We start from the raw sequence: 23,890 nt of genomic DNA, 5'->3' as shown, positions 1-23,890 counted from the left end.
GCGAAAAGCGATAATGGCGCAGTCAGAATTTCCGCGCTACTATCGCCATAACCACGTTTTCAAAATTGAAAACATACACTCTAGCCCTTGTGCCTGTGTCGAAAGATATGGCGCTCTGGCCGTGGCGAATTTGCCACCAGGGTACAGAAAGAAATGACTGTGCCTCCCGTATCTGGAAAGGTGTACATGGCTTCACAACTTACTGATGCTTTCGCGCGTAAGTTTTATTACTTACGTCTGTCGATTACCGACGTGTGCAACTTCCGTTGCACCTACTGTCTGCCCGATGGCTACAAACCGGGCAGCGTCACCAATAACGGCTTTCTCTCCGTGGATGAAGTGCGGCGCGTGACGCGTGCATTCTCTGAACTCGGCACGGAAAAAGTGCGTCTGACCGGGGGCGAGCCCTCGCTGCGTCGCGACTTCCCCGACATCATTGCCGCCGTGCGTGAAAACGAACGTATCCGCCAGATTGCGGTCACCACCAACGGCTACCGCATGGCCCGCGATGTGGCGAACTGGCGTGACGCTGGCCTGACGGCGATTAACGTCAGCGTCGATAGCCTGGACGCCCGTCAGTTCCACGCCATTACCGGGCAGGATAAATTCCAGCAGGTCATGGACGGTATCGACGCCGCGTTCACGGCTGGCTTTGAAAAAGTCAAAGTCAACACGGTGCTGATGCGCGATGTAAACCATCATCAGCTGGACACCTTCCTGGCGTGGATCAAATCCCGTCCCATTCAACTGCGCTTTATCGAGCTGATGGAAACCGGCGAGGGCAGCGAGCTGTTCCGTCGTCATCACATCTCCGGCATGGTGCTGCGCGACGAGCTGCTGAAACGCGGCTGGCTCCATCAGATCCGCCAGCGCAGCGACGGCCCGGCGCAGGTCTTCTGTCACCCGGATTACGAAGGGGAGATTGGGCTTATCATGCCCTATGAGAAAGACTTCTGCGCCAGCTGCAACCGTCTTCGCGTCTCCTCCGTGGGCAAACTCCATCTCTGCCTGTTCGGCGATGGCGGCGTGGACCTTCGCGATCTGCTGGAAGACGATGCGCAGCAGGATGCGCTTGAAGCACGCATCTCTGAAGCCCTGACGCATAAAAAACAGACCCACTTCCTGCACCAGGGCAACACCGGTATTACTCAAAACCTGTCCTATATTGGCGGGTAATCAGGCTTAAGAGGGAATCAGAAGATGAGTCAGGTTAGCGCGGAATTTATCCCGACACGTATTGCCATTCTTACCGTTTCCGACCGCCGTGGCGAAGAGGATGATACCTCCGGCCACTGGTTGCGTGATGCAGCCCACGAAGCGGGCCATAAGATTGTTGATAAAGCGATTGTGAAAGAGAACCGCTACGCCATTCGCGCGCAGGTTTCTCAGTGGATCGCCAGCGATGACGTGCAGGTGGTGTTGGTTACCGGCGGTACGGGCTTTACGGCAGGCGATCAAGCCCCGGAGGCGCTGGTCCCCCTGTTCGATCGTGAAGTGGAAGGATTCGGTGAAGTGTTCCGCATGCTCTCGTTTGAAGAGATTGGTACCTCCACGCTGCAGTCGCGTGCGGTAGCGGGTGTCGCGAACAACACCCTGATTTTCGCCATGCCCGGCTCGACGAAAGCCTGCCGCACCGCGTGGGAAAACATCATCGCCCCGCAGCTGGATGCCCGAACCCGTCCGTGTAATTTCCATCCTCATTTAAAGAAATAAGCTATGTCGCAACTGACCCACATAAACGCCGCTGGCGAAGCGCATATGGTGGATGTTTCCGCCAAAGCCGAAACGGTGCGCGAGGCGCGCGCGGAAGCGTTCGTCACCATGCTGCCGGAGACCCTGGCGATGATTATCGACGGTAGCCACCATAAGGGCGACGTCTTTGCCACCGCCCGCATCGCCGGGATTCAGGCCGCCAAACGGACCTGGGATCTTATCCCGCTGTGCCATCCGCTGATGCTGAGCAAGGTGGAAGTGAATCTGCAGGCGCAGCCAGAGCACAGCCGCGTGCGCATTGAATCACTCTGCCGCTTAACCGGCAAAACGGGCGTGGAGATGGAAGCCCTGACGGCGGCCTCCGTTGCCGCGCTGACCATCTACGACATGTGCAAAGCGGTGCAAAAAGATATGGTGATTGGCCCGGTTCGCCTGCTGGCGAAAAGCGGCGGCAAATCCGGCGATTTTAAGGTGGACAGCCATGATTAAGGTGCTCTTTTTTGCCCAGGTGCGCGAGCTGGTGAATACCGACAGCCTGACGCTGGATGCGTCCTTCGAAAACGTTGCCGCCCTGCGCGCGCATCTTGCCGCACAAAGCGACCGCTGGGCGCTGGCGCTGGACGAAGGCAAGCTGCTGGCCGCCGTGAATCAGACGCTGGTTGAATTCACCCATCCGCTGAACGCAGGGGATGAAGTGGCGTTCTTCCCACCGGTGACCGGGGGCTAAAATGGCGGAAACCCGAATTCTGGTAGGTCCTGAGCGCTTCAGCGTGGGTACAGAATATAGCTGGCTGGCGGAGCGTGATGAAGACGGTGCGGTGGTGACCTTCACCGGCAAAGTGCGTAACCACAACCTGGGTGACAGCGTGAAAGCACTGACCCTGGAGCACTATCCGGGCATGACGGAAAAATCGCTGGCGGCGATTGTGGAAGAAGCGCGCGGGCGCTGGCCACTCGGACGAGTAACGGTGATTCACCGCATCGGCGAGATGTGGCCTGGCGAGGAAATTGTCTTCGTCGGGGTGACCAGCGCACACCGTGGCAGCGCGTTTGCGGCAGGGGAGTTCATTATGGATTACCTCAAAACCAAAGCGCCGTTCTGGAAGCGTGAAGCCACCCCGGAAGGTGACCGCTGGGTTGAATCTCGTGATAGCGACAAACACGCCGCCAGCCGTTGGTAGTCGGTTTACGTGGATGTGTTAATCTTAACGTGTGTGTCTACTTAAACTTAATCAGGAGTGAATCATGGACCGATTTCCGCGTTCCGATTCAATAGTACAGCAGACCCGTAGCGGCCTGCAGACGTATATGGCTCAGGTGTATGGCTGGATGACGGTTGGCCTGTTGCTGACCGCGTTTATCGCGTGGTATGCGGCCAATACACCGGAGCTGATGATGTTTATCTTCTCCAGCAAAATTACCTTCTTTGGGCTGATTATTGCCCAGCTAGCGTTGGTGTTCGTCCTTTCAGGCTTGGTGCAAAAGCTCAGCGCCGGCATGGCGACCACGCTGTTTATGCTCTACTCGGCGCTGACCGGGCTGACGCTTTCCAGCATTTTCATCGTTTACACTTACTCTTCCATCGCCAGTACCTTTGTGGTGACCGGCGGGATGTTTGGGGCGATGAGCCTCTATGGTTACACCACCAAACGCGATTTGAGCGGCTTTGGCAGTATGCTGTTTATGGGGCTGATTGGGATTGTGCTGGCGTCTCTGGTGAACCTGTGGCTGAAAAGTGAAGCGCTGATGTGGGCGGTGACCTATATCGGGGTGGTGATCTTCGTTGGGTTGACGGCGTATGACACCCAGAAGCTGAAAAACATCGGAGAGCAGATTGACGTCCGCGACAGTTCGAACCTGCGCAAATACGCGATCCTGGGCGCGCTAACGCTGTATCTGGACTTTATCAACCTGTTCCTGATGCTGCTGCGTATCCTCGGCAACCGTCGTTAAGGTTGTTTTGCCGGGTGACGGCTGCGCCTTACCCGGTATACGAAACTAAAAACGGCAACCTGGTTGCCGTTTTGCTTTTATTTTGCCAACGCCTTCTCGTTCTTCGCTCTCAGCTTTTTCGCCCGACTCTCCAGCATCAGATAACAGACCGTTGCCAGCACCAGCGGCAGGAAGTAATACAGCATGCGGTAGGCCAGCAGGGCAGCGATAATTGTCCCCTGAGAGACATGTTCCCCGGCCAGCAGCGCGATAAACACCGCCTCCAGCACGCCGATCCCTGCCGGAATATGGACAATCACCCCGGCAATACTGCTCACCAGCAACACGCCGAGCACGAAGAAGTAGTTCACATTTTCGCCAATCAACAGCCAGATAATCGCCCCCATCGCCATCCAGTTGGCGCTGGATACCGCCATCTGCAACACCGCGAAGCGCCATGAAGGTAATACCAGCTTTTGCCCTTTAATGGTCATATGACGGCGTTTAGCGAAGGCGCAGGCCCACAGATAAAAAGCGATAATCAGCAGCAACACGATGCCGAGAATACGCAGCGTGGTCCCATCGATATACCAGTGCGCGGGCAACTGCACCACGCCGAGGGTAAAAATCACCCCGCCGAGCAGGATATACCCCAGCCAGTTGGTGGTAATGCTGAGCGAGAAAATGCGCGTGATGGTTCCGCCCGGTAGTCCCAGCCGCGAATAGAGGCGATAGCGCATGCCAATCCCCCCGACCCAGGTGCTTAGCGTCAGGTTAAAGGCATAACAGATGAACGACACCAGCATAACCTGGCGTTTAGCCAGCTTGTGGCCGCAATAGGCGCGGCCCAGCAGGTCATAGCAGCCGTACATCAGATAGCTGATAATGACCAACCCAACTGCACCCAGCAGTACCAGCCGGTTGTAGTTGCGGATAACTTTCCACACCTCTTCCCAGTCAACTTTCTGCGCGTACACCACCAGCAGCACGGCGACTGCAATAAAGAAGATCCAGGTGAGGATTTTTTTTGCCAGCCGCCAGCGCGGATGCGATTTTGACATCAGGTTTTCCCTCCGTCTTGTGCTTCAACGCGATCCTGGGTTTCCATTTCAGGCTGCACAGGCGGCTCCACGAGCGCCAGTTTTGGCGTATGCGCCGGCAGCCAGCCGACCATCGCCGGGAAATGACGCAGGAAGTGGAACACCACCACGCTAATGCCCAGGTTCCACCAGGTGCGTTTGGGCACCATAGATTCATCCACGCGCACGCAGTCGTTGACGATCAACGCCTGCAGGTTATCCCGCAGGGTCTGGTTAAACCGGCGATCGTAAATGATCAGGTTCGCTTCAAGATTGAGCGATAAACTTAGCGGATCAAGGTTACTGGAGCCCACGGTTGCCCAGTGATCGTCCATCAGCGCGACTTTGCCGTGCAGCGGGCGACGGCGGTATTCGTAAATCTGCACGCCGCCTTTCACCAGATAGTGATACAGCAGCCGTGCGCCGACTTTGACTATCGGCATATCCGGCTCGCCCTGCACAATCAGCTTCACACGCACACCCCGTCGGGCCGCATTGCGCATGGCATGCAGCAGACGATAGCCCGGGAAAAAGTAGGCGTTGGCGATGATGACCTCGCGCTTCGCGTTGGCGAGCATCTTCAGATAATGACGCTCAATGTCGTTTCTGTGCTCGGCGTTATCCCGCCAGACGAACAGCGCCTGCGCTTCACCGGGATTCCGGTTCTCTTCCGGACGATGGCGGCGTTTCCACCAGCGACGTGCAACCTCTTTACCGGGCAAGTTTTCCAGTTCGAACTGCAGGATATCCTGAACCACAGGCCCTTCGATGCGGATCGCATAATCCTGTTTCGCTTCCGGGCCGTAATCGGACATATGCTCAGCGGAGTAGTTAATGCCGCCGACAAACGCCACCGTCTCATCCACCACCACAATTTTGCGGTGCATCCGGCGGAAAAGGTTGGTACGCATGCCGAACAGGCGAGTGCCGGGATCGTAGTAGCGGAAGATCACACCCGCTGAAGTGAGTTCATTGACGAAGGCGTCGCTGAGATCCGGTGAACCATAGCCGTCCAGGAGGACTTCAATATTGACACCACGCCGGGCGGCGCGCAGCAGCACGCTGTGCAATTGTTTACCGACGTCGTCTTCGAACCAGATAAAGGTTTCGAGGATCACTTTCTGCTTTGCATGGTCAATCGCTTTGAACACGGCCGGGTAATACTCGTCCCCATTAACCAGCAGCGTGATCCGGTTGCCATCTTGCCAGGAACATTTCATAAGTGGATCTCCGCACTGAGCGGGGCATGGTCGGAGAGATGTCGCCAGTTGAGTAGCGCCAGGGCGGTAGGACTGCTGGCGTGAGCATTTTTCACGTAGATCCGGTCAAGACGCAGCAAGGGGAAACGTACCGGAAAGGTGCGCGCGGGTCTGCCGGTCGCGCGGGTGAAAATTTCTTCCAGCCCGGCATTCACTTTCAACGGATGGTTCGCCCGCTGTCGCCAGTCGTTGAAATCACCGGCCACGATCACCGGTTCACCTTCGGGAAGTGTATTAGCCCACTCGGCCAGCATGTTCAGCTGCGCCTGGCGATGGGCTTCGCGCAGACCGAGATGAACACAGCCGACATGGAGGGGAAGCTCAAGGTCGGGCGGAGTGATACGGCAGTAAAGCAGGCCGCGTTTTTCACTTTCCCCTACGGAAACGTCGCGGTTCTCGTAATATTCAATCGGGAAACGTGACAGCACCGCGTTGCCGTGATGGCCTTCCGGATAGACCGCGTTGCGTCCGTAAGCGTAATCACTCCACATGGTGTCGGCCAGAAATTCGTAGTGGGGCGTGTCGGGCCAGTTCTCAACGTGGAGCGGATGCACTTCGTGTGCGCCCATTACCTCCTGCAGGCAAACAATGTCCGCATTGACGGTGCGTACCGCGTCGCGCAGCTCCGGTAAAATGAAGCGGCGGTTAAATGCTGTGAAGCCTTTATGAATGTTTATTGTCAGCACGTTAAGCGAGAAATGCTGCATTTTTGGCGTCATAAGCTCCTTCCTGAGTGTCTATCCCGATGAAAATAAAGTGTAGTCGGCGTCACAAAAAGATGCGGTGTTACGGAATTTTCCGTAAAGTGCGGTAGTCTGAATAAGCAGAGAAAAATCCTTCAGGAGAGAAGCCATGAAGTGGCAACAACGTGTTCGTGTCGCAACTGGCCTCAGTTGCTGGCAGATAATGTTGCATTTACTGGTCGTGGCCGTACTGGTGATGGGCTGGATGAGCGGCACGCTGGTGCGTGTTGGCCTGGGACTGTGCGTCCTCTACGGCGTCACCGTACTGTCGATGTTGTTCTTACAGCGCCACCATGAAGCACGCTGGCGTGAGGTGGGTGATGTGCTCGAAGAGCTCACCACCACCTGGTACTTTGGTGCCTCGATGATTGTGCTTTGGTTGTTGTCCCGTGTGCTGCAAAACAACCTGCTGCTGGCCCTGGCCGGTCTGGCAATCCTCGCAGGGCCTGCGGTGGTCTCGTTACTGACCAAAGAGAAAAAGCTACGCAATGTTGCGTCTAAACATCGCGTACGCCACTGAGCCCGTCGTGGCCGCTATGACCAGTAGCGGCCACAAACTTCCCCACACAATATCCAGACTCGCATCCTTCAGATAAATTTGCTTGGTGATATCCGTAAAGTGTCGAATCGGGTTTATCCACGTTAAATCCTGCAACCACACCGGCATGTTCTCGACAGGGGAAACATACCCCGAAAGCAAAATCGCAGGCATCATAAAGACGAATACCCCGATAAACGCCTGCTGCTGCGTGGAGCAGAGCGCTGAAATCAGCAGTCCAAATCCCACCAGTGACAGACCATAAATCACCATCGTGAAGTAAAACAGCGCCAGCGATCCGGCGAAGGGGATCTGGTACGCCCAAATACCCACGCCCAGTACAATGGTGGCCTGAAAGGTGGCAACAATCAGGGCCGGAACCGCTTTACCGACGAAAATTTGCCAGGTGGCGAGCGGAGAAACCAGCAGCTGATCCAGTGTCCCTTGTTCGCGCTCGCGGGCGACGGACAGAGAGGTGACAATCATCACCCCAATCGTGGTGATCATGGCGATCAGCGACGGTACCACAAACCATTTGTAATCCAGATTCGGGTTATACCAGTTACGCACCACCAGCTCGCTGTTATTTGGTTTGGGTTTGCCCTCCATCAGCTCCTGCTGGTAATTCTTGACCACCTGTTGCAGGTAGTTGGCCGCGATCTGGGCGCTGTTGGAGTTACGTCCGTCGAGGATCAACTGCATGGGGGCGGTCTGGAAAGTGTCCAGGTTACGGGAAAAATCTGCCGGGAATCTCACCAGCAGCAGCGCTTTTTGTGTGTCGATAGTGGGCTGGATTTCCTGCGGGCTTTTCAGCAGCAGAATATGGGTAAAGGCTTTTGCGCGTGCAAAACGCTGCGTCAGCTCAACGGCGTGTTTACCGTTGTCTTCGTTGTAGATGGCAATGGTGGCGTTCGTCACCTCAAGCGTGGCGGCAAACGGAAACAGTAAAACCTGAATAAGTACCGGCAACACCAGAATGGCACGGGTTTGCGGCTCTCGCAGCAGCGATTGCAGCTCTTTGCGGATCAATGTCCATAAACGGTGAAACATGTTCGCTCCTTAATCCAGCCGCCGTTTGGTTTTTATCCACGTCAGGCCAATAAACATCGTTGCCGACGCCATCAGGAACAGCGTGTTGATAATCAGCACCACCGGAATATTTCCCGCGAGGAACAGGCTTTGCAGCGTGCTCACGAAGTAGCGCGCCGGAATAATGTAGGTCACGGCGCGGATCACGGCGGGCATGCTGTCGATCTGGAAAATAAACCCGGACAGCATAATCGACGGTAAAAAAGCGGCGTTGAGCGCCACCTGGGCGGCGTTAAACTGGTTGCGGGTGACGGTGGAGATAAGCAGCCCCATGCCGAGCGTGCTGAGCAGAAACAGGCTGGTGATAAAGAACAGCACGACCAGCGAGCCGCGGTACGGCACACCGAGAATAAATACCGACACAAGCATACAGAGCAGCATCGCCAGCATGCCGAGGAAGTAGTAGGGGATAAGTTTGCACAGCAGCAGCTCGACACGCGTCACTTCGGTAGAAAGCAGCGCCTCCATGGTGCCACGCTCCCACTCGCGGGCGATCACCAGCGAGGTCAGGATCGCGCCAATGACCGTCATGATAATCGTCACCGCGCCAGGAATAATAAAGTGCTGACTGATGGCGGCGGGGTTAAACCAGTAGCGGGTCTGCACGTCGATCAGAGGGTCGAACGTTTCACCCCGGTCTTCAGCGCGCTGCATCTGCCACAGCTGCCAGATCCCCTCCGCGTAGCCCTGCACGAAGTTCGCGGTGTTTGGCTCGCTGCCGTCGGTGATCACCTGGATCGGTGCATCGGTATTCGCCCGCGCCATATTGGCGGCAAAATCCACCGGAATGACGATCAGACCGCGAATCTTCCCGGCCTGCATCTTCTGGATCAGTTCCTGACGATTGTCGCTGATGGTGGCGTCAATGTAGGGTGAGCCGGTCATCGCGTGGGTGAAATCCAGCGCCTCTTTGCTCTGCTGTTCCAGCAAAATACCGACTCTGAGCTTGCTGGAGTCGAGGTTAATACCGTAGCCAAAGATAAACAACAATAGCAGGGGGATCACTACCGCAATCAGCCAGCTGCTGGGGTCACGCACGATCTGGCGTGTCTCTTTGATGCACAGCGCGCGCACCCTGCGCCAGGAAATGGCGTTATTGTGCATGGGCATTCTCCTTATCCCAGTCGTGGATGAGGGTGATAAACGCCTGCTCCATCGTCGGGTCCGGGACTTCATCGTCGGCGGCCTGTGCTTTCAGGTCATCTGGCGTACCGTGGGCAATCAGCTTGCCGCGATAGACCAGCCCGATACGGTCGCAGTACTCAGCCTCATCCATAAAGTGGGTTGTCACCATCACGGTAACCCCTTTTTCAACCATGCTGTTGATATGTAGCCAGAACTCGCGACGGGTGAGGGGGTCAACGCCGGACGTAGGCTCATCAAGAAACAGAATATCGGGCTCATGCATCAGCGAGCAGGCCAGCGCCAGTCGCTGTTTGAAGCCGAGCGGCAGTTCATCCGTTGCGTGAGAGGCAATGCTGGTTAACCCGAATGCGTCGCTCATGCGGCGGATTTTCTCGTTCTGCGCCCGCCCGCGCAGGCCGTACACGCCGGAGAAAAAGCGCAGATTCTGCTCGACGGTCAGGTTGCCATACAGCGAGAACTTCTGCGCCATATAGCCCAGATGCTGACGCGCTTTGCCGGAACTGATCTTCAGGTCCATGTCCAGTACCAGCGCTTTACCGGCGGTAGGTACCAGCAAACCGCACATCATCTTAAAGGTGGTGGATTTCCCGGCACCATTCGGCCCGAGCAGGCCAAAAATCTCACCGCGCTTCACCGCGAAATTCACGTTATCGGTGGCGGCGAAATCACCAAACTTTTTAGTGAGGGATTTGGCTTCAATCACCGTTTCGCCCGGCGTACCTTCAACCGTGTGCAGGATCGCCCCGAGGGGAGATTCTGACGTTCCCGCGCCACCCAGCAGATCGATAAACGCATCTTCGAAGCGCGGTGCGGTCTCTTCCATCTCGATCTCAGGCATACCTTGCGCACGGCGAATGTCGTCGACGGTTGCCTCTTTCTTGAGGATCACGCGTACCGAACGGCCCTGAATCATCCCGTCACTGACCTGCGGCAATTTCAGCACCCGCTGCAGCAGTTTGCGGTTGGATTCCTGCGGGCTGTGCAACAGAAAACTGCGCCCGGCCATACTTTGTGTCAGTGTCGTCGGCTCACCCTGATAAAGCAGTTCACCTTCGTTCATCAGCAGCACATCCCGGCACTGCTCAGCTTCGTCAAGGTAGGAGGTGCTCCAGAGGATCAGCATCCCGTCGCCTGCCAGTTCGTGCACCATCTGCCACAATTCACGGCGAGAAATGGGGTCAACGCCGACACCCGGCTCATCCAGAAGCAGAACTTTCGGTTCACCGACCAGCGTACAGGCCAGCCCCAGTTTCTGTTTCATGCCGCCGGAGAGCTTACCCGCCAGCCTGTCGGTGAACGGGCCGAGGGAGGTGAATTCCAGCAGGCGCGCGAAGGTTTTCTGTCGCGTTTCGCCGGTGACGCTGCGCAGGTCCGCGTACAGATTCAGGTTTTCCATTACCGTCAGATCTTCATACAGACCAAACTTCTGCGGCATATAGCCGAGCATGGCGTGGAGCGCGCTGTCATCCTTGATCGGGTCGAGCCCGAGCACGCTGGCGGTTCCGTCATCCGGCTTAAGTAACCCCGCCAGCATTCGCATTAGCGTGGTTTTGCCGGCACCGTCCGGACCGACCAGTCCGGTGACATAGCCCTTCTGAATGGTGCAATTCAGCGGTGCGACGGCCGGTTTGTCCATTCCCGGGAAGCGTTTGACCAGATTGCTGAGCTCAATAACCGCGTCATTCATGTCGTTCCCCGTTGTTTACTTTTACGGTGACAGGCATGCCTTGACGCAGCGCGTCGTCCGCATCAGTCACGATGATACGCAGGCGATAGACCAGGTCGGTACGCAGGTCCGGCGTTTCAACGGTTTTCGGTGTGAATTCGGCAGTTGGGGAAACGAAGCCCACCTTGCCGTGATACGGCTTGTCCGGTCGACCATCGGTATAGAGCAACAGCTCGCGTCCCGGCTGCATCTGGCCGAGATTCGGCTCGTCGATGTATGCACGCACCCAGACCGGACGGGTCAGCGAGAGCGTTAAAACGGTGCTGCCCGCGCTTAACATGCTGCCTGGCTCCACGGCGCGGGTCATCAGCGTACCGTCAGACGGTGCAACCAGAGTGGTATCGTGAAGATCCAGTTCGGCCTGGGCAAGTTGCGCCTGAGCCTGTTCAAGGCTGGCTTTCGCCTGGGCAATGTCCTGCGGGCGATTACCGGTGTGGTACTGACTCAGTTTGTCCTGGGCGGATTTCAGCGTGGCCTGCGCCTGATCGCGGGAAGAACGGGCATTTTCGAGGTCATTGGCAGAAATGGTGCGGCTTTTCCACAGCCCCTGCTGACGGGCATAGAAGTTCTGCGCGTAGTCGTAAGCCGCCTGCGCCTGTTTGACCGCTGCGGCGGCCTGGGCAATCTCTTCATCGCGATAACCCGCCAGCATCAGGTCATATTGTGCCTGGGCGACAGATACGCCTGCCTTTGCCTGCATCAACGCGTTCTCGTAAGGGGATTTATCCAGCATACCCAGCGTCTGGCCGCGCGTAATTGTGTCGCCTTCATCAACGTTAAGCGATGCCAGACGCCCCCCCACGCGGAAGCTCATATTCACCGTGCGAATATCAACGTTACCGTACAGCGTCAGGCTTCTCTCCTGGTGGCTCTGATACCACAGCCAGCCACCGACTCCTGCAGCAAGCAAAACAACAACCACCAGAATGATGGCGACAGGTTTTTTCATGACTTCAGGCTCCTTTGCGTTAAACCTTGCAGGATCAGATCGAGATGACAGGTGATGACCTGAATAATCTGCGCGGCTTTATCCTCATCAAATTGTGTCCAGCCGGTGCGTAACAGGATAGTCTCCCGCCCCAGACGGAAGGCGAGGATTTCACCCAGCAGGGCGTGGGTATGCAAAATTGTCTCGGTATCGTTGGCATCCCGCCCGGTATAGGCGGCGATCAGCCGGGTCAGGTGAGTATGCATCGGGGCAATCACCTGATCGTGCACGAGCTGGTACGCGGCAGTAGGGGAGAGCTGCTCGCGGGAGATAAATTTACTCAGGTTGAGCGTATCGTCGTGCGTCAGCAGGCGGATCATATTGTGGCAGGCGTTGAGAATTAGCTGGCGAATGGCGGCGCGATCGGGCGAAGGCTGGCTTAACAGCCCGCTGGCTTCTTCAACGTGCGGGCGAAATTGCGTGCCGATGAAATCGGCGATCCACTGGGCACAGGCGAGGTATAAATCCTCTTTTGAGCCAAAATAGTAGGGTATGGCTGCAATGTTCTGCCCGGCCAGTGCCGCAATATCGCGCGTCGTGGCATGCAAACCATACTCGCCAAACTGTGCCAGGGCGGCGGCGATAAGCTGGCTTTTAGCCTGTTCACCTTTGGTTGTTGTCGGGGTTGTATTCATAGCAGCATTAAAAATTAATCAATCGATTGATTAACATTATGCCCGGTTCACCATTTTGTCCAGTTGTCTCCCTGGCGGAAAAAATTTCGTTGATGAATGGCTGAGGGATATTTTATGCGCCACGTCACAAAAGCTGCTACACTCCGCTGCTTCACGACATTGTGGTTTTTGTCCTTACCATTGTTATATCTCCCTGAAAACTACACCTGTGATGGTCGGGGCGGTTCGGAGTTTTTATGTCTTTTGATTCCCTTGGCCTGAACCCGGAAATTCTGCGTGCGATTGCAGAGCAGGGCTACGTCGAGCCAACCCCAATCCAGCAGCAGGCTATCCCCGCCGTCTTGCAGGGCCGCGATCTGATGGCCAGCGCCCAGACCGGTACCGGTAAAACCGCCGGTTTTACCCTGCCGCTGTTAGAGCTGCTGGTAAAGAACCAGCCGCATGCTAAAGGCCGTCGTCCGGTTCGTGCGCTGATCCTCACCCCAACCCGTGAGCTCGCAGCTCAGATTGGCGAGAACGTGCGTGACTACAGCCGCTATCTCAACATTCGCTCGCTGGTGGTTTTCGGTGGTGTAAGCATTAACCCGCAGATGATGAAGTTGCGCGGCGGTGTGGACGTGCTGGTGGCAACGCCGGGTCGTCTGCTGGATCTGGAACACCAGAACGCGGTGAAACTGGATAACGTCGAAATTCTGGTGCTGGACGAAGCCGACCGCATGCTCGACATGGGCTTTATTCACGACATTCGCCGCGTGCTGGCTAAACTGCCACCGCGTCGTCAGAATCTGCTCTTCTCCGCGACCTTCTCCGACGAGATTAAGGCGCTGGCAGAAAAGCTGCTGCATAACCCGCTGGAAGTGGAAGTGGCGCGTCGCAACACCGCCTCCGAGCAGGTGACCCAGCACGTTCACTTCGTTGACAAAAAGCGTAAGCGGGAACTGCTCTCCCAGATGATCGGCCAGGGCAACTGGCAGCAGGTGCTGGTCTTTACCCGCACCAAGCACGGCGCGAACCACCTGGCGGAACAGCTGAATAAAGATGGCATCCGCAGTGCCGCCATTCACGGTAACAAGAGCCAGGGGGCACGTACCCGCGCGCTGGCGGACTTCAAATCTGGCGACATCCGCGTGCTGGTGGCGACCGACATTGCTGCCCGTGGTCTCGACATTGAAGAGCTGCCGCACGTGGTGAACTACGAGCTGCCAAATGTGCCGGAAGATTATGTCCACCGTATCGGCCGTACCGGTCGTGCGGCGGCAACGGGTGAAGCGCTTTCTCTGGTTTGCGTGGATGAGCACAAGCTGCTGCGTGATATCGAACGCCTGCTGAAGAAAGAGATCCCGCGCATTCAAACGCCGGGCTATGAAGTTGACCCGTCGATTAAAGCTGAGCCGATTCAGAACGGTCGTCAGGGGGGGCGTGGTCAGGGCGGCGGCGGTCGCGGTCAGCAGCCGCGTCGTGCCGACGGTGGTGCACCGAAATCAGCGGGCAAACCGCCGCGTCGTAGCAACGAAGCCAAACCCGCCGGTGAAAACCCGTGGCGCAGCGGCGAAGGCAAGCCAGCAGGGGAAGGGCAGCGCCGACGCCGCCCGCGTAAACCTGCTAATCCGCAGTAATCTGGAAGCCCGGTCGTAGAGCCGGGCTTTTCTTTTTGCGACAACAAAGAGAAAGTGCCACAATAGTGGCTGTTTATACAGTATTTCAGGTTTTCCAATGGCTTTAACCGCGGCGCTCAAGGCGCAAATTGGCGCATGGTATAAGGCGCTACAGCAGCAGATACCCGACTTTATCCCCCGAGCACCGCAGCGGCAGATGATTGCTGACGTGGCAAAAACGCTCGCCGGGGACGACGGGCGACATCTGGCGATTGAAGCCCCAACCGGCGTCGGGAAAACCTTGTCGTATCTCATTCCCGGCATCGCGATTGCGCGGGAAGAGGACAAAACGCTGGTAGTCAGCACCGCCAACGTGGCGCTGCAGGATCAGATCTTCAGCAAAGATTTACCGCTGCTGCGCAAAATCATCCCCGATCTGCGTTTTACGGCCGCTTTCGGACGCGGGCGCTACGTCTGCCCGCGTAACCTGGCGGCACTTGCCAGCAGCGAGCCTAATCAGCAAGATTTGCTGGCGTTTCTCGATGACGAACTGACGCCGAACAACAAGGCCGAGCAGGAACAGTGTGCAAAGCTAAAAGCCGATCTCGATGGCTACAAATGGGATGGTCTGCGCGATCACACCAGTCAGGCAATTAGCGATGACTTATGGCGCAGGCTCAGCACCGATAAAGCGAGTTGTCTGAACCGCAACTGCCACTACTATCGGGAGTGCCCGTTCTTTGTCGCCCGACGTGAAATTCAGGAAGCGGAAGTGGTGGTCGCCAACCATGCGCTGGTGATGGCGGCGCTCGAGAGCGAAGCGGTGCTGCCGGAGCCCAAAAACCTGCTTCTGGTGCTTGATGAAGGTCACCATCTGCCGGACGTGGCGCGGGACGCGCTGGAAATGAGTGCCGAAATTACCGCACCGTGGTTCCGCCTGCAGCTGGATCTCTTTTGCAAGCTGGTGGCAACCTGCATGGAGCAGTTCCGCCCGAAAACCACGCCACCGCTGGCGGTGCCTGAGCGTCTTAGCGAACACTGCGAAGAGGTGTATAGCCTTATTGCCTCACTCAATAACATCCTCAATCTCTGGCTTCCGGCAACGCAGGAGGCTGAACACCGCTTTGCGATGGGCGAACTCCCGGATGAAGTGATGGAGATTTGTCAGCAGCTGGCGAAGCATCTTGAAAAGCTGCGCGGACTGGCGGAGATGTTTTTAAACGATCTCAGTGAGAAAACCGGTTCACACGATGTGGTGCGATTGCACCGCATATTGCTCCAGATGAACCGCGCACTCGGTATGTTCGAAGCGCAAAGCAAGCTGTGGCGGCTGGCGTCGATGGCGCAGGCGTCGGGTGCCCCCGTCACCAAATGGGCCACCCGCGAAGTGCGTGACGGACAAGTGCACCTCTTTTTCCACTGCGTAGGTATTCGCGTGGCCGATCAGCTGGAAAAACTTATCTGGCGAAGCGTGCCGCATGTGGTGGTCACATCGGCCACACTGCGTTCCCTGAACAGTTTTTCGCGTTTGCAGGAGATGAGCGGCCTGAAAGAGAAAGCGGGCGATCGCTTTGTGGCGCTGGACTCACCGTTTAACCACTGTGAGCAGGGCAAGTTGGTGATCCCGCGCATGAAGTATGAGCCGCTTATCGACAACGAAGAGCAGCATATTGCCGAGATGGCAGCCTACTTCCGCGAGCAGGTTGAAAGCAAAAAGTACCCCGGGATGCTGGTGTTATTTGCCAGTGGGCGAGCGATGCAGCGTTTCCTGGAGCACGTTACCGATCTGCGTTTACTGTTACTGGTGCAGGGCGATCAGCCGCGCTATCGGCTGGTGGAGACGCACCGTAAACGCATTGATAACGGTGAGCGCAGCGTGCTGGTAGGTTTGCAGTCGTTTGCTGAAGGTCTGGATTTGAAAGGGGACTACCTGACGCAGGTGCATATCCATAAAATCGCCTTCCCGCCGATCGACAGCCCGGTAGTGATCACCGAAGGGGAATGGCTGAAAAGCCTTAACCGCTATCCGTTTGAGGTGCAGAGCTTACCCGCGGCATCGTTTAACCTGATCCAGCAGGTGGGGCGTCTGATCCGTAGCCATGGTTGTTGGGGTGAGGTGGTGATTTACGACAAACGCTTGCTCACCAAAAATTACGGTCAGCGGCTGTTGAATGCTTTGCCCGTTTTCCCCATCGAACAACCGGAAGTGCCTGAGGTAAAAAAACGCCCGGCCAAATTGCCTGTCGGGCGCAAGAAAAGCCTCCGTGCTAAGGGGCGCGGTCCTACTGGTAAGTGAAGGTCACCTGCACGACGCTGTTGAACGTGCCGGCGGTGACGGGCATTGAGGTGGCGTAGTAACGCGCAGCTAAGGGGAAGTCTGCCGTATGATCGCTTTGATTGATCAGTACGCTAAAGCTGGCCTGAGGAGCGATAAGGATGTGATCCTGACGATCGGCAAGTTCGAGAGCCAGGCCGCCAGCCGTGCCGTTATTCGCAAATTTTGTCGGATGTGCGCCATCCGCCTGTCCGTGAAACGTGGCGGTGGCGAGGGTTGTGGTGGCCGGGCATTTCGAGAGAGTTAAATCAACGTTTTTCCATACCCCCGTGTCGCCGATGTCTTTAAAATCACCTGACGTCGCCTGACCGAGATCGACAGTTAAATTCTGGCTGGCGCTGTCAACGGAACAGGTATTGGCAAAAATATTGCCCTGCATGAGCACCTGAATTTCGTCTGCAAAGGCATGAGATGCCAGGCCAAACAGCAAAATCGGAAGATATTTTGTCATTTATACCCCAGCGTGATGGTGGCAATACTGTTGGCGCTGCCTGGTGTGACGTCGGCTGCGGTTTGCTCGTAACGAACCTGAAAAGGAATCGCCAGCGTTTCATTGGCTTGCGCAATTCCGGCAGTATTCCTGTATGTACCAAAATCAGGGATCTCTCCGTCAAAGAGCATTTGAACCCCTATACCCGTTGCGACACCGGTTTCCTGAGTCAAGTTGATGACGCCCGGGAAGTTCGTATCATAGCCATTTGCACTCGTGATCATCGCTTCAGGCTGCACGGTGTCGTTGCAGTTGATGTTAACGTCGAATGTATGAGGCGACGTCAGGGTTCCTGTCCCGGTGAAGTCGCTGACCGGAAAATCACCCAGCGTCACGGTGAGACTTTTGGGGGAAACGGAGCAGGTGACTTCTTTCAGGGTCACATTACCGGCGTAAGAGATCGTGTTAGGGCTGCCGATCCCTTCATGCTGGTAGACCCCAATCCCGAATTTGGTTTGATCCTGCGCAAGCGTACCGGACGTGACGGTATTGCTCGTTTTCACCAGTTCAAGGGTGACGTCAAAGCTGAACGTTCGCTGATCGTTATCCGAGACATAGCCCAGCGGCGTGCTGGTGGAATTGCAGTACACCCCGCCTGCGCCGGTGATACGCTGACCTTTGTCGTTCATCAGCGCAACGCCAATCCCCTGGACACCGGACTCGTAGACGCCAGTGAGTCCAGAAATTTCATTCCCGGTTCCGTAGTAGCAGGAAACAATGGGCAAACCGTTGTCATCCGGGCTGGTACAGTTCCCTGAAATGTGCACCGTTTGCTCGGTTCCGGGAATGGTCGCACCGACAGCAAGCGAGGTGGAGACTGAAATTGAGGCGACGTTGATCTGCTTGGGCAAATCTGTTGAGTTACAGGTCGCCTTCGCATGTGGCATGAACAGCGCTGCTGTCGCCAGAATCAAAAAGAAAAAACACTGTTTTACTATCTGCATTGTCATAAGCCTGTACGATGGATCAGTTACACTGCGCGGCAGCGTTAATGACGGAGTTCTTGTTTTTATCTTCCGGTAGCACGTATTGCGCGACGCAATGTTCGCTGGCTTCCTGGCCCCATGAGACCGAGAGTGTGCCGTGTTGAGCCAGGCCAGAGAGATAGGTCTGGCCGTCGCTGCCCACAATGAACTCGCTGTCCTTATCGTCGGTGGTGACGGTTGCGCCAAAGGGAAGCGGTTTACCGTTTTGCGTCAACGTCATCAATACCCGACGTCCCACACGGGTGTTGAAGCTCGCCCGAACGACTGCCCCACGTGTCGGGGTGACAATCTGCGCGGCGTGGGTCACGTCGGCATCCTCTGGTAGCGTTTCGGTGTCCAGCGAAATGGTGTTATGGCGATAGGCGGTGACAAATGGCACAACGGTATAGCCACGGAAATCGGTCTCGACTCCCGTCTGGTTGGTGATATGTGTGCCATGGGTCCCCGGCGCTTTTACCAGAGCGATGGTTTCCCCTAGAGGCTGACTTAACGTGATGCCGTTAGCATGCGCCACGACGCCACCCTGCAGAGCCATGTTCACCGTGCGCTGATATTTATCCTGACTAATACCGCCGCTCACTTCGCCATAGGTTGCCTTATAGTCGGCATTCGCACTGGTGGAATTACCGCTGCCGGTTGTGCTCAACCCTTCCTGAATATTCCAGTTGAGATTCTCCTCCTTCAGCGCCGTGCCGTTCAGGCCAATATTCTGCGTGGTACCCTCTTTGGTGTTATTCAGATTGTACGTAGCCCATGTGTTGTGCATCCAGTGGTCAAGCGGAACGGAGACACTCAGAGAGAACTGGTTGTCGTTTGTGACCGACTCCCCGTTCTCGTCGCTGTCGTCAGTATTTTTGTTCATGCTGTAGCTCAGGCTGTAGCTCAGGCTGTAGCTCACTCCATGCCAGCTGTTGTTGTAGCTGACGCTCATGGAGGTCATGTCCTGACTCTGGCTCCAGTAGGTCTCTTTCACCATGCTCAGGGTGACGGACCCCCACCCTTTGGGCAGCGTCTGGTCGATGGTGGCTTCAGTCCGCGCGCGACGCTGTTGTGGGGCAGACCAGTCGTCCGAGCGGGTCCAGGACTCCATGGTGTCTTCCAGGGTGTAAAACCCTTTGCTGTTGTAGCGATAGCCCGCGAGAGAGAAGTTGGTACCGGAGCCTGCAAAATCTTTGCTGTAACGCACACGCCAGGACTGGCCTTTGCTGGCCTGTTGCTTTTTAAGCAGGGCTTTTGCACGGGTCACGTCGATGGAAAAGGCGCCTAAATCACCCATGTTTTTCCCCACGCCCAGCGCCTGGGACTGATAATGGTTACTCTGCTGAACCCCACCATAGGCAGTGAAACCATACGGTAAACCATAAATTGCGCTGCCCTGGGCAAACGGCGTTTTCTCTACATCGCTGTCATATGATCGATAACGGCCAGCAGTGACGCTATAGCGCAGGTTATGTTCACGCTGGAGTACCGGTACTGAAGCGTAGGGCACCACGAAATGGCTTTCGCTGCCGTCTGTTTCTTTTACCGTCACCTGAAGATCGCCGCTGCTGCCTGTCGGGTAGAGGTCGTTGATCTCAAACGCACCGGGCGCAACGGTATTTTGATAAATGACGTAACCGTTCTGTCGCACCATCACCAGAGCGTTACTGTGTGCTGTACCGCGAATAATCGGGGCATACCCTTTCTCGCTGTCCGGGAGCATGTCGCTGTCGGAGTTAAGCTGTACGCCGGTATAAGGCACGCTATCAAACACGTCGGCAGGGGAAGAACTTTGTCCGACCGTCAGGCTGCTTTTCATCGCCACAATATCGCGCTGGGCGTAGGTATAAATGGATGAAAACGTCTGCTGTTGTTCTTTACCCGTGGTGCTGCGGTTCCATGTCGAGTAGTTTCTCAACCGCCATGCGCCAATGTTAAGGCCAGGCCGGAGATTGACGTACTGGCTGCTGGTATCCTGTTCACCCTGTTGCAGCGCGTGGCTTTGGCTCGCGGTCGCACTGTAATTGAGCAGACCAGCCGTGATCCCTTCATCGAACTCTTTTGGGTCGATATAGCCCCGTGGAACCTGGCCTAGTGCCAGTTGCGGAACACTGAGCAGCAGCTGTTGATTGCGAACGTGGAACGACGCGGAGGCTGCCGGGATGGTGTTTAAATCAGCGCACTGGCCTTTTGCCATCAGCTCTGGATATTTTTGGGTTTTGATACCCAGGCTTTTTAAGTCGCTCAGACTAAAGCAGGGCTGAAGAGAGTTATTACCTTGCGGATCTTTTTGTAATTTGAACGTGACGTCACGTGTATCAATTTTATTGTTATTAATAAAAATGGCGACCTGATATTTTCCCGGTGCCTGCCCTGGTCCTTTTTCGTAAACGGACAGATCGGTCTTTCCCTGTTGAGGATTATCAATATCCAGTAATGCCGGGTTAAAATAATCATCAGCCATAACCTGCTGTGCAAAGATCGCCAGCGCCAGGCCACATAAAATGACCAGCAGTGATGAAATTCGGCAGGTGAACGGCTTTTTATGGCTGTACATGATTATAGTAATTGTCTGCGCGTAATATTAGTGGACTGATTTCGACCATGTCTGGCTGATACTGCCGTAATCCGTAATAATGGAATACGCGACAGTGGAACCGCTGACGTTGCCAGGTAAGGCAAAATGTGTTTCCGTTTCAGGTATTGCCCACGTGGCTTTATCCACTTTATGGCCGTTCAGCGTCACCTTCTGGAAATTCATATAGAATGGCGTTGGGTTATTGACGACCAGATCGTTGCCTTCACGATGCCACTCAAGTTTATTTGCGACATCTTCAGGTTTACCTTTAACTGAAGTAGGGCGATACAACAATTTTATGCGCGTATTAATGGCAATTTGCAGGGTATTCATCCCTTCAACATGTTTTGAAGAGGGAATGGCTTTGATATTTAACCAGTACAGTGATTCACGATCTTCCGGTAAATTTCCACCGGTGCGTACCACGCGCAGCACGTTATCCTCTTGTGCATCAAGACGAAAAAGCGGGGGTGTGATCAAAAAGGGGGCTTTGGCCAGGTTTTTACCGCCAGAGTCGACCCAGGACTGTACCAGATAATCCGTTGTATCTGGGTTTGAAAGGCCAAGAGAGGACTCCTTTTTATCTCCATGGTAGACCAGACGGGTGCCATTAATAATAACACCTGCATGCGCAGTGGCGGCTGCCAGTAAAAGAGTGCTCAGTAAATAACCGTGGCGCATAACTATTTCTCAAAAAAAGAAGAGATATTAACGCCGATAAAAACGTTAATATCTCAGGATGGATAATATCAGTTATAGATAACGGTGAAGGTCGATACAGAGTTAGCCGGACCTGCGGTAATTGCGGCCCCGGTTTGAATATACCGTGCGCCGAATATCAGGTCGTTGACCGTCGTGCCGGAGGCTAACGGATATTGCTGAGACGGCGTATACAGACTCACGGGTTGTTCAGAAGCATCAACCAGTTGAATAGCCACACCTGTTGCAGCATCCACATCCGGCGTTAATGCCAGCGTGGCGTTATTATTCGCATCCGGCGTCCCGCCGAAGTTAATCGCAGCGGAGGTAACGGTTTCCGGACAATCTTTTAGCTGAATATCGAACTTCGTTAACGTGCTGGTAGAGCCCGCACCGGTAAATACCGTTTTAGACACTTTACCTAGCTGAACATTTAATGGATTACTTAACCCATTAACTACCTGACAAGCAGAATCAATTATTTCCCCGGTGAAGTTTATCTGACCTTCACCGTTTGTTGCCGCTAATGCAGATGCAGAACATCCCACTATTGCGGCGATGAATAAACCTAAAGCAACCTTGTTCATAACAAATCCTGGTATGTTTCTGGTGAGAACGCTGCCTGGACGTTTTCACCAGTGACCCTTAATGACTTTCCGCTGGCTATTTAAGCAAATAATGACGTATTAAGAATCTTCTGGCGGAATTACAAATAATTGAAATAGTGCTTGAGTTTCACTTTTCATCATAAAAACAGAAGGTTGATCCGGTTGAAAAAAACTAACGTCTGTAGGTTCTTCAGGGCTATATTGTTAACAAGATGATGTTTTCAGGAGAGATGTCGTGGATTATCGCAAAATTATCAAAGAAGTAGGGCGCGGAAAAAATCATGCCCGCGATCTGGACCATGAAACCGCTCGTGCGCTTTACACCCATATGCTCAATGGTGAGGTTCCTGACCTGGAGATGGGGGGCATTCTGATTGCGCTGCGTATCAAGGGAGAAGGTGAAGCGGAGATGCGCGGCTTCTATGAAGCCATGCAGGCGCATACGCTGCGCTTAACGCCGCCGGTGGCAAAACCGATGCCGATTGTGATCCCGAGCTATAACGGTGCGCGCAAGCAGGCAAACCTCACTCCACTGCTGGCTATCTTATTACACAAACTCGGGTTTCCGGTGGTGGTTCACGGCGTGAGCGAAGATCCTACGCGCGTACTGACGGAGACCATTTTCGGGATGCTGGGGATCGCGCCAACACGACATGCTGGCCAGGCACAGGCGAAACTGGATGGTCATCAACCGGTTTACATCCCTGTCGGTGCACTTTGCCCACCGCTGGAAAAGCAGCTTGATATGCGCTGGCGCATGGGGGTGCGTAACAGCGCGCACACCCTGGCGAAACTGGCGACACCTTTTGGTGAAGATGCCGCTCTGCGTCTTTCCAGTGTTTCTCACCCGGAATATGTTGCGCGTGTGGGTAAATTCTTTGAGGACATTGGGGGCAGGGCATTGCTGATGCATGGCACAGAGGGCGAGGTTTATGCTAACCCGCAGCGCTGCCCTCAGGTGGTGCTGATTGATTCCGTCGGTACGCGCGCCATTCTGGAGCGTGGGGACGAAAATAGCGGCGTGATATTGCCTGAAGCAAAAGATCCGCACACCACCGCGCACTGGATTGAGCAGTGCCTTGCCGGAAATGTGCCCGTTCCGCATTCCCTCAAGCTACAGATGGCCTGTTGTTTGCTGGCTACCGGGGAAGTTGAAACGATCGAAGCAGGGCTAAAACGCGTTGAAGAGGCGTTTTAAGCAAAAAAAAGCCCGTCCAGTGGCGGACGGGCAAGCAAGGGTAACAACAGGGTCAATGAGGGGTGGAGCATCTCACCAGAGGGTACGGTGAGGGTGGAGCATAATTCGTTCGATTATTTGTAAATAACCGCAGTACCGCTCAGCTTGTTGTTGGTGTTAGCGGAGGTGATGGTGTACCCGCTTGCACCGGCAGCTGCGGCTTTTTCAGCCAGTTTGGCTTCCAGACCGTCCAGCGTGGTCGCGCCTTCTGCACTTACCACACCGATTTTATTCATGCCCTGGGCCTGAGTAGAAGAGACAGGCTCTGCAGCAAATGCGCCAAAAGACAGAGCGGACAGGGCAACAGCAGCAACAGCATATTTGATGGTTTTCATAGTTAATCTCTCGCAGGTTATTCTGTTAAGGGGACGATGTTCCGTCGATGTGATAAGTATCACGCTTTTTTGTGGAGGATAAAATCGAAGAGAATTGACGTGGTTGCTCAAAAAAATTGAATGACAAATAACTTATTGAATATTAATAAATTCAAAGTGCCACTTTACACTTCTTGTTGAAGCGCTTTACAGAAGCGTTG

At 55.1% G+C, this 23,890-nt stretch carries 24 protein-coding genes and 1 riboswitch; of the genes, 10 read left to right on the top strand and 14 right to left on the bottom strand.

The annotated features are described in order from the left end of the window. Nucleotides 1–64: 64 nt before the first annotated feature. Nucleotides 65–199: riboswitch (molybdenum cofactor riboswitch) on the top strand. The 6 genes from moaA (at nucleotide 187) to JGF26_RS03735 (ending at nucleotide 3,666) form a co-directional block, all read left to right on the top strand. Continuing rightward, nucleotides 187–1,176, top strand: coding sequence for a GTP 3',8-cyclase MoaA (moaA, locus tag JGF26_RS03760; RefSeq protein WP_032667018.1), 990 nt, complete (start codon nucleotides 187–189; stop codon nucleotides 1,174–1,176). It overlaps the preceding riboswitch by 13 nt. A 24-nt stretch (nucleotides 1,177–1,200) precedes the next feature. After that, nucleotides 1,201–1,713, top strand: coding sequence for a molybdenum cofactor biosynthesis protein B (moaB, locus tag JGF26_RS03755; protein ID WP_049008692.1), 513 nt, complete (start codon nucleotides 1,201–1,203; stop codon nucleotides 1,711–1,713). Nucleotides 1,714–1,716: 3 nt separating this feature from the next. Continuing rightward, on the top strand, nucleotides 1,717–2,202 hold the full coding sequence (gene moaC, locus JGF26_RS03750) for a cyclic pyranopterin monophosphate synthase MoaC (protein ID WP_049008689.1): 486 nt from the start codon (nucleotides 1,717–1,719) through the stop codon (nucleotides 2,200–2,202). After that, nucleotides 2,195–2,440 carry a molybdopterin synthase sulfur carrier subunit gene (gene moaD / locus JGF26_RS03745; protein ID WP_023310854.1) on the top strand — a complete coding sequence of 82 codons (246 nt, stop codon included), beginning with the start codon at nucleotides 2,195–2,197 and terminating at the stop codon, nucleotides 2,438–2,440. Before moaC ends, moaD begins: the two co-directional genes overlap by 8 nt. A 1-nt stretch (nucleotide 2,441) precedes the next feature. Continuing rightward, complete coding sequence (gene moaE, locus JGF26_RS03740; RefSeq protein ID WP_028019387.1) at nucleotides 2,442–2,894, top strand: molybdopterin synthase catalytic subunit MoaE; 453 nt, start codon at nucleotides 2,442–2,444, stop codon at nucleotides 2,892–2,894. 64 nt (nucleotides 2,895–2,958) lie between these two features. Next, entirely contained in the window at nucleotides 2,959–3,666 is a 708-nt protein-coding gene (locus JGF26_RS03735) for a Bax inhibitor-1/YccA family protein (RefSeq protein WP_028019386.1), read from the top strand. Nucleotides 3,667–3,743: 77 nt separating this feature from the next. Here JGF26_RS03735 and JGF26_RS03730 read toward each other — a convergent pair whose 3' ends face one another. Genes JGF26_RS03730 through JGF26_RS03720 form a run of 3 tightly spaced genes read right to left on the bottom strand, consistent with a single transcriptional unit; the run spans nucleotide 3,744 to nucleotide 6,702 of the window. Then, the gene (locus JGF26_RS03730) at nucleotides 3,744–4,706 is read right to left on the bottom strand and encodes a YbhN family protein (RefSeq protein ID WP_134707337.1); all 963 of its coding nucleotides are present in this window, start codon (nucleotides 4,704–4,706) and stop codon (nucleotides 3,744–3,746) included. After that, the gene (gene clsB / locus JGF26_RS03725) at nucleotides 4,706–5,944 is read right to left on the bottom strand and encodes a cardiolipin synthase ClsB (protein WP_134707338.1); all 1,239 of its coding nucleotides are present in this window, start codon (nucleotides 5,942–5,944) and stop codon (nucleotides 4,706–4,708) included. Before clsB ends, JGF26_RS03730 begins: the two co-directional genes overlap by 1 nt. After that, nucleotides 5,941–6,702 carry an endonuclease/exonuclease/phosphatase family protein gene (locus tag JGF26_RS03720; protein ID WP_134707339.1) on the bottom strand — a complete coding sequence of 254 codons (762 nt, stop codon included), beginning with the start codon at nucleotides 6,700–6,702 and terminating at the stop codon, nucleotides 5,941–5,943. Before JGF26_RS03720 ends, clsB begins: the two co-directional genes overlap by 4 nt. 133 nt (nucleotides 6,703–6,835) lie before the next feature. On the opposite strand from JGF26_RS03720, the gene JGF26_RS03715 reads away from it, so the two are divergent. Beyond that, nucleotides 6,836–7,246 (top strand): YbhQ family protein, encoded by a 411-nt coding sequence (locus tag JGF26_RS03715; protein ID WP_134707340.1) that lies wholly within the window; start codon nucleotides 6,836–6,838, stop codon nucleotides 7,244–7,246. On the opposite strand, the gene JGF26_RS03710 is transcribed toward JGF26_RS03715, so the two are convergent. Genes JGF26_RS03710 through cecR form a run of 5 tightly spaced genes read right to left on the bottom strand, consistent with a single transcriptional unit; the run spans nucleotide 7,208 to nucleotide 12,848 of the window. Continuing rightward, a complete protein-coding gene (locus JGF26_RS03710) occupies nucleotides 7,208–8,314 on the bottom strand; it encodes an ABC transporter permease (protein ID WP_028019382.1) in 1,107 nt (368 codons plus the stop codon). The two genes, JGF26_RS03715 and JGF26_RS03710, sit on opposite strands and share 39 nt — an antisense overlap. A gap of 9 nt (nucleotides 8,315–8,323) precedes the next feature. Beyond that, nucleotides 8,324–9,457, bottom strand: a complete 1,134-nt coding sequence (locus JGF26_RS03705) for an ABC transporter permease (RefSeq protein ID WP_049008681.1) — start codon at nucleotides 9,455–9,457, stop codon at nucleotides 8,324–8,326. Further along, the gene (locus JGF26_RS03700) at nucleotides 9,447–11,186 is read right to left on the bottom strand and encodes an ATP-binding cassette domain-containing protein (protein ID WP_049008680.1); all 1,740 of its coding nucleotides are present in this window, start codon (nucleotides 11,184–11,186) and stop codon (nucleotides 9,447–9,449) included. Before JGF26_RS03700 ends, JGF26_RS03705 begins: the two co-directional genes overlap by 11 nt. After that, entirely contained in the window at nucleotides 11,179–12,174 is a 996-nt protein-coding gene (gene hlyD, locus JGF26_RS03695; RefSeq protein ID WP_049008678.1) for a secretion protein HlyD, read from the bottom strand. The genes JGF26_RS03700 and hlyD overlap by 8 nt, the downstream gene beginning before the upstream one ends. Beyond that, nucleotides 12,171–12,848 carry a transcriptional regulator CecR gene (gene cecR / locus JGF26_RS03690; RefSeq protein WP_049008677.1) on the bottom strand — a complete coding sequence of 226 codons (678 nt, stop codon included), beginning with the start codon at nucleotides 12,846–12,848 and terminating at the stop codon, nucleotides 12,171–12,173. Before cecR ends, hlyD begins: the two co-directional genes overlap by 4 nt. A gap of 236 nt (nucleotides 12,849–13,084) precedes the next feature. Here cecR and rhlE point away from each other — a divergent pair, with 236 nt between their 5' ends. Continuing rightward, the gene (gene rhlE, locus JGF26_RS03685) at nucleotides 13,085–14,464 is read left to right on the top strand and encodes an ATP-dependent RNA helicase RhlE (RefSeq protein WP_028019377.1); all 1,380 of its coding nucleotides are present in this window, start codon (nucleotides 13,085–13,087) and stop codon (nucleotides 14,462–14,464) included. A 97-nt stretch (nucleotides 14,465–14,561) separates the two neighbouring features. Next, on the top strand, nucleotides 14,562–16,739 hold the full coding sequence (dinG, locus tag JGF26_RS03680) for an ATP-dependent DNA helicase DinG (protein WP_134707341.1): 2,178 nt from the start codon (nucleotides 14,562–14,564) through the stop codon (nucleotides 16,737–16,739). On the opposite strand, the gene JGF26_RS03675 is transcribed toward dinG, so the two are convergent. From JGF26_RS03675 to JGF26_RS03655, 5 genes are all read right to left on the bottom strand, one after another. Beyond that, nucleotides 16,726–17,229, bottom strand: coding sequence for a fimbrial protein (locus JGF26_RS03675; protein WP_028019375.1), 504 nt, complete (start codon nucleotides 17,227–17,229; stop codon nucleotides 16,726–16,728). The two genes, dinG and JGF26_RS03675, sit on opposite strands and share 14 nt — an antisense overlap. After that, the gene (locus JGF26_RS03670; protein ID WP_134707342.1) at nucleotides 17,226–18,212 is read right to left on the bottom strand and encodes a fimbrial protein; all 987 of its coding nucleotides are present in this window, start codon (nucleotides 18,210–18,212) and stop codon (nucleotides 17,226–17,228) included. Before JGF26_RS03670 ends, JGF26_RS03675 begins: the two co-directional genes overlap by 4 nt. Nucleotides 18,213–18,234: 22 nt before the next feature. Next, nucleotides 18,235–20,790: a fimbria/pilus outer membrane usher protein gene (locus JGF26_RS03665; RefSeq protein WP_134707343.1), complete on the bottom strand. Its 2,556-nt coding sequence runs from the start codon at nucleotides 20,788–20,790 to the stop codon at nucleotides 18,235–18,237. A gap of 27 nt (nucleotides 20,791–20,817) precedes the next feature. Further along, on the bottom strand, nucleotides 20,818–21,492 hold the full coding sequence (locus JGF26_RS03660) for a molecular chaperone (RefSeq protein ID WP_128347853.1): 675 nt from the start codon (nucleotides 21,490–21,492) through the stop codon (nucleotides 20,818–20,820). 68 nt (nucleotides 21,493–21,560) lie between these two features. After that, nucleotides 21,561–22,097: a fimbrial protein gene (locus tag JGF26_RS03655; RefSeq protein ID WP_108090546.1), complete on the bottom strand. Its 537-nt coding sequence runs from the start codon at nucleotides 22,095–22,097 to the stop codon at nucleotides 21,561–21,563. A 256-nt stretch (nucleotides 22,098–22,353) separates the two neighbouring features. On the opposite strand from JGF26_RS03655, the gene ybiB reads away from it, so the two are divergent. Next, entirely contained in the window at nucleotides 22,354–23,316 is a 963-nt protein-coding gene (ybiB, locus tag JGF26_RS03650) for a DNA-binding protein YbiB (RefSeq protein WP_134707344.1), read from the top strand. 113 nt (nucleotides 23,317–23,429) lie between these two features. On the opposite strand, the gene ybiJ is transcribed toward ybiB, so the two are convergent. After that, nucleotides 23,430–23,690 (bottom strand): DUF1471 family protein YbiJ, encoded by a 261-nt coding sequence (gene ybiJ, locus JGF26_RS03645; RefSeq protein WP_028019369.1) that lies wholly within the window; start codon nucleotides 23,688–23,690, stop codon nucleotides 23,430–23,432. Nucleotides 23,691–23,890: the final 200 nt, after the last annotated feature.

Origin of the sequence: Enterobacter sp. E1 (assembly GCF_016809815.1) — a bacterium.
GTDB classification, from domain to species: domain Bacteria; phylum Pseudomonadota; class Gammaproteobacteria; order Enterobacterales; family Enterobacteriaceae; genus Enterobacter; species Enterobacter adelaidei.
The sequence above is the reverse complement of the archived record's forward strand: the minus strand, read 5'-3'. Positions and strand labels throughout refer to the sequence as shown.